The 14,115-nt window shown below is 58.2% G+C and carries 8 protein-coding genes; 7 read left to right on the top strand and 1 reads right to left on the bottom strand.

All coding sequences use genetic code 11. From position 1 onward, the window contains the following. Positions 1-5: 5 nt before the first annotated feature. The 5 genes from SH661x_RS15470 to SH661x_RS15450 all read left to right on the top strand — a co-directional run bounded on the left by SH661x_RS15470 (position 6) and on the right by SH661x_RS15450 (position 8,801). Positions 6-2,285, top strand: coding sequence for a serine protease (locus SH661x_RS15470; protein ID WP_437223145.1), 2,280 nt, complete (start codon positions 6-8; stop codon positions 2,283-2,285). A 65-nt stretch (positions 2,286-2,350) separates the two neighbouring features. Then, entirely contained in the window at positions 2,351-5,104 is a 2,754-nt protein-coding gene (locus SH661x_RS15465; protein WP_437223142.1) for a c-type cytochrome domain-containing protein, read from the top strand. A gap of 80 nt (positions 5,105-5,184) precedes the next feature. Further along, the gene (recG, locus tag SH661x_RS15460) at positions 5,185-7,272 is read left to right on the top strand and encodes an ATP-dependent DNA helicase RecG (RefSeq protein ID WP_437223140.1); all 2,088 of its coding nucleotides are present in this window, start codon (positions 5,185-5,187) and stop codon (positions 7,270-7,272) included. Between the two features lie 60 nt (positions 7,273-7,332). Continuing rightward, positions 7,333-8,229, top strand: coding sequence for an aldo/keto reductase (locus SH661x_RS15455; RefSeq protein ID WP_437223138.1), 897 nt, complete (start codon positions 7,333-7,335; stop codon positions 8,227-8,229). A gap of 143 nt (positions 8,230-8,372) precedes the next feature. Beyond that, a complete protein-coding gene (locus SH661x_RS15450) occupies positions 8,373-8,801 on the top strand; it encodes a cupin domain-containing protein (RefSeq protein WP_437223135.1) in 429 nt (142 codons plus the stop codon). A 10-nt stretch (positions 8,802-8,811) separates the two neighbouring features. Here SH661x_RS15450 and SH661x_RS15445 read toward each other — a convergent pair whose 3' ends face one another. Further along, positions 8,812-9,759: a LysR family transcriptional regulator gene (locus SH661x_RS15445; RefSeq protein WP_437223132.1), complete on the bottom strand. Its 948-nt coding sequence runs from the start codon at positions 9,757-9,759 to the stop codon at positions 8,812-8,814. 357 nt (positions 9,760-10,116) lie between these two features. On the opposite strand from SH661x_RS15445, the gene SH661x_RS15440 reads away from it, so the two are divergent. Beyond that, the gene (locus SH661x_RS15440; protein ID WP_437223130.1) at positions 10,117-12,597 is read left to right on the top strand and encodes a PSD1 and planctomycete cytochrome C domain-containing protein; all 2,481 of its coding nucleotides are present in this window, start codon (positions 10,117-10,119) and stop codon (positions 12,595-12,597) included. Between the two features lie 70 nt (positions 12,598-12,667). Next, positions 12,668-14,083, top strand: a complete 1,416-nt coding sequence (locus SH661x_RS15435) for a DUF1501 domain-containing protein (RefSeq protein WP_437223128.1) — start codon at positions 12,668-12,670, stop codon at positions 14,081-14,083. The last annotated feature ends 32 nt before the right edge of the window (positions 14,084-14,115 follow it).

Below are 14,115 nucleotides of genomic sequence, written 5' to 3'. Positions count from 1 at the left end.
ATTGTATGTGCCCCCTGCCTGCTGTTCTGCGGTCGCTTTCTGTTTTCGGATTGCTCACGTTCGGATTTCTGGGATGGACCTCTTCAGGCCTGGCTCAGTCGGTCGGCCTGCCTGCCCCTCGATTACTGACCATCATGCCGATGGGAGGGCAAGCCGGAACGACCGTTGAAGTCGGGGTGACGGGGGAGAATATCGATGACACCGATGCCGAGCTGTTGTTCTCATCGCCCGGCATCAGTGCTGTCCCAGCGAAGACCGCTGAGGGTGCGCTGGTTCCGAACAGGTTTGTCGTCACCATCGCTGCAGACGCTCCCGCAGGAATCTGCGATGCCCGTGTGAAGTCGGATTTGGGAGTGTCGACAGCTCGCGCCTTCACGATTGGTCATGTGCCGGAAGTGGTCACGTCAACTCCCAACACGACGTTGGAAACGGCGCTGGCGCTCCCCGCCAACAGCGTTTGTAACGCGACCACGTCCGCCAAGGCGGTCGACTATTACACTTTCACCAGTACGAAGGGAACCCGGACGATCATCGAATGTGCGGCCCGGACAATTGATTCGAAGCTGGTTCCGGTGGTGATCGTCGCTGATGCTCAGGGACGGGACCTGCAGGTGAATCGCCTGACTGGCCTGATCGACTTCGTCGCGCCGGCGGATGGAACATTCGTCGTTAAAATCCATGACCTCACGTTCCGGGGCGGAGCGTCACATTTCTACCGGCTGGCACTGACAACTCTGGGACCGACAGACCCAATCGCGAATCATCCCGCGACGCTGGCAGTGAACTCCTTCTCCCGTCCGATCGAGGATCTGGCAGCGCTGCTGCCGACCCCGGACACCGAGCCCAACAACAAGCAGTCTCAGGCACAGAAGATCACGCTCCCGTGTGTCGTCGGCGGCACGTTCTTTCCCGCTGCCGATGTCGATACCTTTGAATTCACAGCGAAGAAATCCGAGACATGGTGGATCGAAGTGGTCTCGGAACGACTCGGGCTGGCAACGAATCCGTTCGTCCTGGTGCAGCGGGTGATCAAGGATGGCGATCGTGAAGTGCTTGCGGACGTCGCCGAGTTCAGTGACATTCCTCACGCGATTGGGACCTCCAGCAACGGCTACTCCTATGACGGCCCCCCCTACCAGACGGGGTCGACCGACGTGCTCGGTAAACTCGTCATTCCCGAAGACGGAACGTACCGACTGCAGTTACGCGATCTGTATGGCGGAACGCGAAGCGACCCGCAGAGTGCCTATCAGTTGATGATTCGGCATGCGCGTCCCGACTTTTCGATTGTCGCCTGGGCAATGCATACGACGCTTCGAAACGGCGATCGCAGCGCTCTCTCCAAGCCGATCGCGCTCCGTCCCGGAGCAACGATCGCGTTCGATGTCGCTGTAATCCGCAAAGATGATTTTGCAGGAGAGATTCGCGTTTCGCTGGAAGATCTTCCCGCGGGAATCAGCGCCGCCGGATTGACGATTCCCGCTGGAAAAAACGCCGGGACACTTTTGATATCAGCGAAAGAGGACGCGGCTCCCTGTCACGGAATCGCCCGCTTCGTCGGGCAGGCGGAGATCAACGGTGTGCAGGAGACTCGTTTGGGGAAGATGGCTTCCATGTCCTGGCCTGTTGGCGATGCCTGGGGTGAGATTCCTGTACAACGCTTGCTGGCGGACATTCCCGTCTCTATCGGACAGGCAGAACTCGCTCCGCTGACGATCACACCGGCGGAGGACAAGGTCTGGACCGTCGCTGCGGGAGAAAAGCTCACCATTCCTCTGAAGCTCACCTGGCGGGAAGAATTCTCCGGCGCCTTCAGCCTGAGTGCATTCGGAGCCGGCTTTGAGAAGGTGAAAGACATCAGTATTCCGCTGCAGGCCGAGGCCCACGATCTCGTCCTGGATTTCGCGGAATTGAAGACCCCTCCGGGCGACTACACGATTGGCCTCTACGGCGGAGCTGTCGCAAAACATCAGCATCGGCTCGACCGCGTGAAGCTGGCGGAAGCGTCTGTGCAAGTGGCCTCGCAGGCTCTTGAGGCGGCCAGCTCTGCTTCTCGAAATGCAAATGATGTTGCTCAGGCTGCTCCCGATGAACAGAAGGCTGCTGCTCAGGTGACTGCGGATGAGGCAGCCAAGGCACTCAAGCTGGCCGAGCAAACCAGGACGGAAGCAGACAACCGCCTGCAGGCGGCCAGGCAGGCTGCTGCCCCGAAGGACATCGTCGACATCATGGTCACGACTCCCATTCGTATCCGCGTCGAACCGAAGGCTGAGGAATCCAAGTGAACTTCGATTTTCGGTGGACTCCCCTGCCCGTCTGCTTGCGTAGCTCTCAGCTGAGCCTGAAGTTAGTGATCGCATTCTGGCTGCTGCACACGGCAGCTTTCGCTGAGGATGTCGATTTCTATCGGGATGTCGTTCCTTTTCTGAAGTCAAACTGTCTGGCCTGTCACAACAAGACGACGACCGAAGGGGGGCTGAGTCTCGAAACTCCTGAGTCCGTACTCAAAGGGGGGGACACCGGCCCGGGCGTTGTCGCTGGGAACTCGGGAGAGAGCTTGATCTATCAGGCAGCCCGGCAGATCGGGGACGTGATCATGCCCCCGAAGGACAATAAGACGGGGGCTGTCCCGCTTTCGGCTGCGGAACTGAGTGTGCTGGCTGCCTGGATCGATGCAGGTGCAAAAACCTCGGTCAAGCAAGTCGAGCGTGTGAAATGGAAACCGGTTCCCACAGCGGTTCATCCTGTGTACTGCGCGGCCGTCACAAAGGATGGCCGCTGGGGGGCAGCGGGACGGGCCAATCAACTGGAAATCATTGACCTGGCCACTCGCAAGGTCGCGTTCACCCTGAAAGATGATTCCATCACCAGCGGCCCAGCAGCCGCTCATCACGGACTTGTTCAATCGCTGGCGTTCAGCCCCGACGGCAATCGTCTGGCTTCCGGCAGCTATCGGGAAATCAAACTTTGGAAGAAGACCGAGAGCCCGATTTCACAGTTGCTCCCTGCTCCGGTTCCGGAGACGATTGCATCGCGAATGAGCACTGATGGCCAGATGATCGCCTGCCTGAACGCTTCCGGGGAACTGCATTTACTCAATCGAGTCGATGGTCACTTGATCACGCAAGTCACAGATTTGAAGCCAGCTGCCAGTCCGCAACTTCGCATCTCTCCCGACAATCAGAGGATTGCACTGACGCTCGAGAATTCCGTTCTGTCGATCCGGAATGTGAAGGACGGCGCAGAAGTCGCGACGATCACCGTTCCCGAAGGGACGAGCCATCTCACATTCACTTCGGACTGTCTGTCGATCGTCACATCTGGAACCGATGAAACGATCCGTGTGTGGGCCATACCTGCAGCAGGTGTTACAGCTGCTCCTCCGCAAGAATTTCTGTCGGGGCATGGGAGCATCGCCAGTCTGCTCACCGTCGGTTCACCGGATCGACTGATCGCAGCGACGGTGGATGGGCATGTGCGTGTCTGGCAGCTTTCCGATTCCCGGCAACTGCACGAGTTGAGTGTTCCCGCCATGTCATCGATGGCCGCTTCGACAGATGGAAAATTGCTGGCGACGGGGAGTGACGGCGGTGTCATCCGGATCTGGAACCTGGAGACCGGCAAGCAGATCATCGAGCTCAAGGACAGCCTGAAACACGTTCAGGATCTGGCAGCTCTCAATCGCAGCGTGGCGTCGCATCAGATGGAACTTGCCTTCCATAAAGGCGAGATCACCCGCATCGAGGGGCAGCAGAAGTCGCTCGAAGAAGTTCAGAAGAAAGCCAACGAGACGATCGAGACCGTCAATCAGGAATTACCCGAGAAAGAGAAAGCGGCAGCAGAAGCAAAGGCTGCTCAGGATGAAGCTCAGAAGTCTCTGGATGCTCTGACCGCACAGATCGCAGCCGCTTCGACTCCGGATGCAGCCCTCGAGACTCAGAAATCGGAGCTGGAAAAGAAGCTCAAAGAAGCCACTGCCAATGCGACCGCATCTCAGTCCGCGTTTCAGAAATTGCGGAACCATCTCAAAGATGCACAGGCCGACCTCGAACGGACAACGGCCGCCTCAACTGCATTCGCAGCCACGCTGACCTCCGAGAAAGAACAGGTGGCAGCTTCCGAAAAAGCTCTGGAGAAAGCAAACGCAGATCTGGCAGCCGAGAAGGCGAACGTCGATGCGGCGGGAACCAAGATTATTGCCGTCACGTTCTCTGCAGATGGCCAGTTGATCGCCGGTCTCCTCGAAAACGGAGAAGCCCGCATCTGGGGAGTTGCTTCCGGAATGTCGATCGCGCAGTTTCCGGGAACGGCAATTCCATTGCAGATGATTTCGCCTTCCGCTGGCATTTTTTGGGGTATGGCACATGACGGTTCGGGCATCGAATTCAATCTGACGTCGCAATGGTCACTCGAGAGGGTTCTGGGAGGGGAAACCGCCGAGTCTCCTCTGGCCGACCGGATCAATGCTCTGGACTTCAGTCCCGATGGAAAGCTGCTCGCAAGCGGCGGAGGGGTCCCTTCCCGGTCCGGTGATGTGACCATCTGGAACGTCGAGAACGGAGAGGTCGTACAGCACTGGGAAGAACGTCATACCGACAGCATCCTTTGCGTAAAGTTTTCGCCCGATGGGAACAGTCTGGCTTCCGGGGGAGCGGACAAGCTGGCGAAGACCACGGACATCGCGACCGGAAAGCAGACGGGACTCTACGAAGGGCATACGCACCATGTGCTGGGGGTTGCCTACCGCTGTGATGGCCGGGTACTGGCCACCGCTGGAGCCGATGGAGCAGTTCTGATCTGGGATCTGCTCATTGGAGAACGAAAGAAGAAGATTGAAGGCTGGCAAAAAGAAGTGACCGCCCTGCAGTTTTTGGGAGCAACTCCGCAGATCGTCACTTCGTCGGGTGATCCCCTCGTGCGCATCGTCAACGAGGACGGGGGACAGGTGCGTTCCGTTGCTGGCCTGCCGGATTTCGTACACACAGTCGTCGCTTCCGAGACTGGCACGGTTCTGGTCGGTGGTGGCGAAGATGGCACGGTGCGAATCTGGGATGCCGAGACCGGAAGTGAACTGACGGCGTTCCCGGCGTCACCATCTCCTTAAGCCCGATGTTCTGATTCCCTCGCGATTTTCCCGGCACTCAGTCACTACGTCCGAAGAGCCTGACTGAATACACTCGGGGAATGTCTCCTGTTTCCCTCGAAAGTGATGTTCAGTTCCTCCGCGGTGTTGGCCCGGAGCGCGCACTGCAATTGCAACGACTCGGAATCTTCACGCTGGAGGATCTGCTGTGGAATCTTCCCCGGGACATTCTGGATTTCAGCCACATCCGGCTTCCGCACGACATTGAAACCGGAAATCTGAACACCGTTCGCGGCACGGTCTACGACCTCGATGCCCGCGAGCTGCCCAACAATCGAACTATGACAAAGGTTCTGCTTGACTGCGGGACCGATTTTGTCCGGGGTGTCTGGTTCAATCAGCCCTGGATGATCCGCAGGTTACAGCGGGGCCAGCAGGTCCTTTTTTCGGGAAAGCCGAAGTTTCGCGAAGGGCGCTGGGAGTTTTCCCATCCCACCGTGCAATGGCTGGAAGCAGATGAAACTCCCGAACCCGCGCAGCTGATCTTTACCCGGTACCGCCTGACCGATGGACTGCTCGTGGGAGACCTGCGAAAGATCATTGCCAATGGTCTGGAGGCTGCGGAAGGTCTGATTGCAGATCCAATGCCGGCATCCTCACTTCAATCCCTGAAGCTGATGCCGCTGGCGGAGGCGGTCCGAAAGGTCCATCAGCCGGCAACCGCCGAAGAGTTTCAAATCTCGCGGAAGCGATTGATCTTCGATGACCTGTTCGAGTTTCAGCTGGGAGTGGCACTCAGGCGACGGGCATGGCGTGCACGATGTCAGGCCCCCGTGCTGGAGCGAACCGCCAAGATCGATGCCCGTATCCGTCGTCTCTTTCCATTCGAGTATACGACCGGTCAAAACCAGGCGGTTCGCGAGATCGCTGCCGATCTGAAATCCGGATATGCCATGCACCGGCTGCTGCAGGCGGATGTGGGCGCGGGGAAAACGGTTGTGGCGCTGGATGCCATGCTGACGGCAGTCGCCCACGGCTGGCAGGCAGCGGTCATGGCACCGACGGAACTGCTCGCCAGCCAGCACTGGCAGACGATTGAAACGGCCCTGGAGCACAGCCGCGTCCAACGTTCACTGTTGACCGGGAATCTCTCGGCGAAAGAACGGCGTGACGCGATTACCGGGATCGCGGACGGATCGATTCAGCTGGTGGTTGGAACGCAGGCACTCATTCAGTCCGACGTCAAGTTTCAGAAGCTCGGCGTGGTTGTCATCGACGAACAGCACAAGTTCGGTGTCGCGCAGCGGGCGCACTTCTCCAATCTGGATGCGGCCTCCCCTCCCCACGTGCTGGTGATGACGGCAACTCCCATTCCCCGCACACTCTGCCTGACTCAGTTCGGCGATCTTGATCTCACATTGGTGAAGGACCGTCCACCCGGAAGGCAACCGGTGATCACCAGCAAGATTCTGGGGCCGGCCGCCCGCCGAAAAGCGTTTCAGTTTCTGATCGAGCAATTGAAGTCCGGAAGGCAACTCTACGTGGTCTGTCCGCTCGTCGACTCGGGGGAAGAAAATGCCGCAGGACCTGGGGCTGCTGAGCAGGTCTTTCAGGAGCTGAGCACTCAGGAGCTTTCAGGATTCCGCATCGGCATGGTACACGGCCGGATGAAGCGGGAAGAGCGTGATGAGACGATGGAAGCGTTTCGCGAGCGGGAACTCGATGTTCTAGTCGCCACGACGGTGATTGAAGTCGGGGTCGACGTTCCTAATGCCACGCTGATGGTCATTCTCAACGCCGAACGGTTCGGTCTGTCGCAGCTGCACCAGCTGCGCGGCCGCGTCGCGCGTGGAAAGTACCGTGGCTACTGCTTCCTGTTTTCCGAATCGAGCTCGCCGGACGCACTTTCGCGACTCGCGGTCCTTGAACGATCGAATGACGGGTTTGAAGTTGCCGAGCAGGATTTCGAGTTGCGCGGGCCGGGGGATGTCCTCGGAACACGGCAGCACGGCGCATTGCCACTCCGCTTCTACAAACACCTTCAGGAAGAGAAACTGCTGGAGATGGCACGGGATGAAGCATTGCGGGTCGTGTTGTCGGGTCACTTTGATCAGGTAGAATACAGTGCACTGAAGCGACGCGTGCTGGAGCGATTCGCGCGCCTCATGGATCTGCCCCAAAGCGGCTGAGGGTTCTGGTCGAGTCGATCTCTCGTTCTCACTTTCATTCTGTTTCACCGGAGAATCATCATGCTGCCCAGGAGAACTCTGGGACGAACAGGTTTGGAAGTGACGCAGCTGGGTTACGGGAGCATGGGGCTGCGGGGGCCAAACACCTGGGGCGTCCGGACTGTGGGCGATGAAGATGCTGATCGAATTCTGAATGCCGTGCTCGATGCCGGCATCAACTTCATCGACACCGCCCCCGACTACGGTGTGAGTGAAGAGCGGATCGGACGATTCATAGGGTCACGTCGCAATGAGTATGTGTTGGCCACCAAGTGCGGCTGCGCCTACACGCAGCATGCCGATCGTCTTGAAATTGCTCACGTCTGGAGCACAGACGTGGTCCGGAAGAATCTCGAAACGAGCCTGAAACGGCTCCGGACCGACCACATTGACGTTTATCAGTTTCACGGTGGCGATGCCGAAACTCTTCAGCGTGCCGGACTGATCGATCTGCTGACGCAGTTTCGCGACGAAGGAATGATCCGGTTTCTCGGGGTTTCCAGCTCGCTGCCTGAACTTCCCGCGTTGATCGATCTGGGTGTCTTCGACACGTTCCAGATTCCTTATTCCTGTCTGGCTCCTGAACATGTCGGGTGGATGACGCGGGGAGCGGCGACCGGAGCGGGCATCATCGTCCGCGGGGGAATCGCCCACGGGGGGCCTGATGCGGAGATCAAACGCCCCGCACTCAACGACGTCTGGAGCCGGGCCAGTCTCGACGACTTTCTGCCGCCTGGGATGTCACGCGCCGAGTTGATCCTTCGTCACACGCTTTCCCATCCGCATTGCCATACCACGATCGTGGGGACCTGTGACCCCGGTCATCTGGCTGAGAATCTGGAGGTTGCACGCAGGGGGCCGCTTCCCGCGTCACTCGTCACTGAAATCAACACGCGGGTTGCGGAAATCACACGGTGAAACCGCGAACAGCCCCCCGCGGATTCCCTTTCGATCTTTGAGGCCGTTTTAAAATCGGTGTCACAAGGGACACTGCCCAATCGTCCTTGCTTTCAGAGTAAACAGAGTATTCTGCGATCCAATGACCTCAGCAGGAGAAAGCGATGAAGCGTGCATGTTTGACGTTGGCCGTGTGTGGATGTCTGGGCATTGTGAGTCTGACCTTTGCACATCATCACGAAGATGGTGAGGCTGTCCGCGTGATCAACTCTCATGAGATCAGTGAGAAGATGGATGGGCATGATTCGAGCGTGACTGTGGTCGAGGTGACGATCGAACCGGGAAAGGCGGGACTTCCCCATCGGCATCCGGGACCGGGTCTGGTCTATGTTCTTGAGGGGACCTATGAACTGGGAGTCGACGACCTTCCGGTTAAGGTCTACAAGGCGGGGGAGACCTTCTACGAACCGACCGGCTGCCTGCATCGGGTCTCCAGAAATCCCGATCCCCACACTCGTACCCGGTTGATTGCCTTCGTCATTCATCCCCGGGACGCGAAGGAGATCGCAGTTCCCGAGCCGCATGCCAAATAGGTTCCTCAGTTCACTGGAGGGGCGATGCGTGGTGCAGGCGGCTTTTTAACAGGTCCGTGAAGGCACGCTGGGTCGGATTCTCCCTGATGCGGCGCAGGCTGTGGCCGAAGCATTGCAGTGGACGGAGAAAGTGCTTCAAGGAACGCTCGCAGATTTCCGGGTCCTCGGAGATCTCCGGGCGGACGCGACCAACCAGTCCGATCCCGTGTCCCGCTTTCACGCAGGCGCGGATCGATGCCGCCAGCACAAGGTCGAATCCGCGTTGAGGATGGTCGAAGACACCTGCCCGCTGCAGGAGTGCTCGACCTTCCTCGTCCGCATACGATTCAGCACGGTTCAGAACGGGGTATTTCGCCAGGTCTTCAGCTTCAATCTTCCGGCGCTTCGAAAGCGGATGGCCGACCGGCATGATCACCATCGGTTCAATTTCATACAGCAGTTCGATCGTGAGCTCCGCGGGCTCCGGGAAGACCGTTCTGTCCCCGATGACAAGATCCACTTCTCCCGATTCCAGCATGTCATTCCCCTGGCCTCTGAAGACCTCTCGCATGATCAGGTGGACATCGGGATGCATCGCCCGGAATTCTTCAATCACCGGGAGCAGATCGTCCGTGTAGCTTCGAGGTGGCGCTGCGACGGAAAGAGTCCGGGGGGCTGTGCCGCACTCTTCATGAAACCGGTCCTGCAGTGATTCGAACTCCGTGATGACGGGGGTCGCGAGTTCGGCCAGGATCCGCCCGGCTTCAGTCAACTCGCTTCTTCGACCGTCGGAATCGACCAGCGTGGTCTTCAAAAGCTGTTCGAGGGACCGGATCTGCTTCCAGATCGTCGGATGTGACACCTGCAGGGAACGGGCCGCTGCGGACATGCTTCCCAACCGGGCCATTTCGCAGTAGCTGCGTAATTGAGGATACGAAAGGTCTTTGTAGATCGGAGGATGCGGCTGGCCTGTGCTCATCGGGCTGCTCCCGGGGTCTTGCATCTGGTGTCAGTGTGAGAGGGTGATCGCTGCCTGCAAGATACAGTGAATGCCCCCTCTCCGCACCGGAGACCGTTCCTTTGCAGCGAGGGGGCGGGGACGTTGCATTTTCTCTGTACTCCTATTGCAAATTATTACCTCAAAGAAGAGTGCTTTTCGGCGAAAAGAGGGATAGACTACAGATAAGAGGAAACGTAATCCATTTTTTAATCACCTGAACACCCGGTTTCGTGAAGTCACGAATCCCGGGAGCCGATTTTTCACAATTGGACAGATTCCCTCCGCGACATCCTTCCGCCTGATCCTCCGCAGCACGCCCAGGAACGAGAGACCGAAATGGAACGTCTCAAGATCAGAAGCACACCATCCTTCCGCTTGATTCTCCTGCCTTGTGTCCTCGGATTGTCGCTGGCCGGAATTCCCGCTTCATCTGCGTTTGCGTCAGAACCGAGTGCTGACGATCTCAAGTTCTTCGAAACCAGTATTCGCCCGCTGGTGATCGACAAATGTGCGGGGTGTCACGGAGCTGATGAACAGGAGTCTGGACTCAGACTCGACCAGTATGCCGGCATGATTGAAGGGGGAACATCCGGGCCTGCGGTTGTGCCCGGCAATCTCGAAGAAAGTCTGCTCATCGCAGCCATCGGCTATCAGGATGAGAACCTGCAGATGCCGCCCGACGGTAAACTCTCGGATGCTGAGATTCAGCTGCTCACTGAATGGATTCAGCGCGGAGCCCCCCATCCGGACAGCGGAAGCACCGCTGTCACGCCGCGTCGTGGGGCAATTGACCTAGAAGAAGCCAGGAAGTTCTGGGCGTTTCAACCGATTCAGAAACCGGAGATCCCGGTTGATGCCAACACGCCTGCAGAGGCCAATCCCATTGATGCCCTGGTCTTCGCCAAGCTGAAGAGTCAAGGACTCACACCCAATCCCGCAGCTGACAAGCGAACGCTGATCCGCAGGGCGACGTTTGATCTGATCGGTCTTCCGCCGACCCCCGAGGAGATTGAAGGCTTCCTGGCGGATGAGTCCCCGGAGGCATTCGAGAAAGTGATTGACCGGCTGCTCGCCTCCAGGCATTACGGCGAGCGATGGGGACGACACTGGCTGGATGTCGTGCGCTATGCCGACAGTAACGGACAGGATGAAAATCTTGCTCACCTGGATGCCTGGCGCTTCCGGAATTACGTGATCGACGCCTTCAACAACGACAAGCCGTTCGATCGCTTCCTGACCGAGCAGGTGGCGGGTGATCTGCTGAACTCCGAGGGATACGCGAACAGGTATGAGCCGATCATCGCCTCCGGTTTCTGGACTTTAGGGCCGAAAGTGCTGGCGGAAAAAGATGAAGCCAAGATGGAGATGGACATCATCGATGAACAGATCGATGTGTTCGGACAGGCGTTTCTCGGCCTGACTCTCGCCTGTGCCCGCTGCCACGATCACAAGTTCGATCCGATTTCCACCGCCGACTATTACGCGCTCGCTGGGATTCTCAAGAGTTCCAAGTCGATGCAGTCGTTCGCGACAATCGCGAAGTACAACGAGTTCGTCCTGGCCACTCCGGAAGAAATTGAGAAGAAAGAAACGCTCGACAAAGAACGAGCTGCTCATCAGGAAGAGTTGAAGAAGGCACTTCAGGCAGCCTCCGCGGAATACTTGAAGTCCACGAACGCTCCAGAAGGAACCCAGCCGCCAGCTGACGTGGAGTCCAAGTTCTCCGAGGAGGTGAAATCACAGCTTGCCGAGCTGCGGAAAGCCATCAAGGATCGGGAGACCAAGGAACTGCCCACCGCCATGGCCATGGCGGAGGGGACTCCCGCGGACCTTCGCATCCATGTTCGCGGCAGTCATCTCACTCTTGGAAAGACGGTGCAGCGCGGAACTCCCGAAGTCCTGAGGTCCAGCGAACCGTTTGTTATCGGGCCGCAGGAAAGTGGTCGTCTGCAGCTGGCCCGGTGGCTGACCAGCCGTGAAAACCCGCTCACCGCCCGCGTGGCCGTGAATCGTGTCTGGCGGTGGCATTTCGGCGAAGGACTGGTCGAAACGACAGACAACTTTGGAAAGCTCGGGGCTACTCCGAGCCATCCCGAACTTCTTGATCTGCTGGCGGTCAGCTTCATGGACAACGGTTGGTCGATGAAGTCGCTGCACAAGTTGATGATGCTCTCCCGCACCTATCAGATGAGCAGCGATTCACAGGCTGAGAATGCGAAGATCGATCCGGAGAACAAATTCCACTGGCGTGCCAATGTGGAACGTCTGGACGCGGAAGCGGTTCGGGACTCGTTGCTGTTTGTGAGCGGTGCTCTGGACGACACGCCGAGCGAACAGGTGATCAATGTTCCGAAATGGCAACTCGTCTTCGACCACACGTCCAAGGACGATACTGGATATGACACGAACCGGCGATCGGTTTACCTGCCGGTGATCCGCAACAATCTGTACGACGGCTTTTCGCTGTTCGACTACACGTCCGCGGACGTCACCACCGGAAGTCGCGAGACTTCGACCGTCGCGCCCCAGGCTTTGTATGTGATGAACAGTCAGATGTTTCTGGGGTCTGCGGATGCATTGGCCGGACGGCTGCTGGATGAAATCCCGCTGGATGAACAGGCACGCGCGACCCGATTGTACGAGCTGGCGCTGGGACGTCTGCCTGAAAGTCATGAGGTCAATCGACTGCTGAATTACGTGAATCGACTGGAGGCGTTGCTCTCCGAGACCAGTAAGGACATCTCCCCTGACCGAGCTGCGTGGTCGGCTGCATGTCAAAGCGTGCTGGCTTCCAACGAGTTCTTCTATCTGAACTGAACTTGATCGAAGCAGTCATCGTGCGAAGGATGGGGGCGGGTCAGCCCGGACAGAATTGAGAGGTCACCACATGCAAGAGACAACATCAACTACGGGAATCAATCGTCGCTGCATGCTGAAGAATTCCGCTGTCGGCTTTGGCTATCTGGCCCTGTCGGCGATGTTGCAGGAACGTGACGCGGTCGCCAGCACGAAAACGCAATCGACTCCGTTTCATTTCGCTCCTCGCGCCAAACGGGTGATCTTCCTGTTCATGAAGGGGGGCCCGTCGCAGGTCGACACCTTCGACTACAAGCCGCTCCTGCAGGAGAACCACGGAAAGCCGTACCCGTTCGCGAAGCCCCGCGTGCAGTTCGCACCCACTGGCGATCTGCTGGGTTCTCCCTGGGGATTTCAGCAGTACGGCGAAAACGGGATGTACATCAGCGACCTCTTTCCCCATGTGGCGAGACATGTCGATGACATCTGCTTTCTGCATTCGCTGCATGGGACAAACCCGTCTCACGGCGGAGCGTTGTTGAAGATTCACACAGGCAGCGACAATTTCATCCGTCCCAGCATGGGGGCCTGGATCAATTACGGACTCGGGACCGAGAACGATAATCTGCCGGGCTTCATCACGATCTGCCCGACGCTCGCCCATGGCGGGGTCAAGAACTGGGGATCGGCATTTCTTCCCGCGAAGTATCAGGGTGTGCCGCTGGGGGTTGCCAGCCTCCCCTCGACGAGCGCCCGCGTGAAATACATCGACAACCCGAAATGGTCGAATCGTGTCCAGCGGATGCAGCTGGACCTGCTGAACGAAATGAACCAGGAGCATCTGTCGACCTCGGGGCCCGAAGCCAGTCTCGAAGCGCGAATTCAATCGTTCGAGCTCGCTTACCGCATGCAGACGGAAATGCCCTTGGCGCAGGACTTCAGCGAGGAAACGCCCGTCACTCTCGAGATGTATGGACTCGGTAACAAAGTGACGGAGGACTTTGGTCGACAGTGCTTGCTCGCCCGCCGATTCGCGGAACGAGGTGTCCGTTTCATTCAGGTCACCCACAGCGACACCAAGGTCCAGTGGGATCAGCACGGCGATCTCAAGGCCGGTCACACCAAAAACGCAGCCGAAGTCGATCAGCCAATTTCCGCTTTACTGCAGGACCTGAAACAGCGCGGACTGCTCGAAGATACCCTGGTGCTCTGGGGAGGAGAATTCGGACGGACTCCCGTGGCACAGGGGTCGGATGGACGCGATCACAATCCCGAAGGGTTCACCATGTGGATGGCTGGAGCCGGCGTCAAAGGGGGGCTGCGATACGGCACGACCGATGATTACGGCTACTACGCGCAGGACAACAAGATGCATGTTCACGACTTGCATGCCACGATGCTGCATCTGCTGGGGCTCGATCATAAACGTCTGACGTACAAACATGCTGGGCGGGACTTCCGTCTGACCGACGTTCATGGCGAAGTTCATCACGAGATCTTCTCCTGATTCCAATCCTTTCCCAGCGTGCTTCACGCAGG

It is taken from the genome of Planctomicrobium stercoris (genome assembly GCF_051465655.1).
In the GTDB taxonomy this organism is placed as follows: Bacteria; Planctomycetota; Planctomycetia; order Planctomycetales; family Planctomycetaceae; genus Planctomicrobium.
The sequence above is the reverse complement of the archived record's forward strand: the minus strand, read 5'-3'. Positions and strand labels throughout refer to the sequence as shown.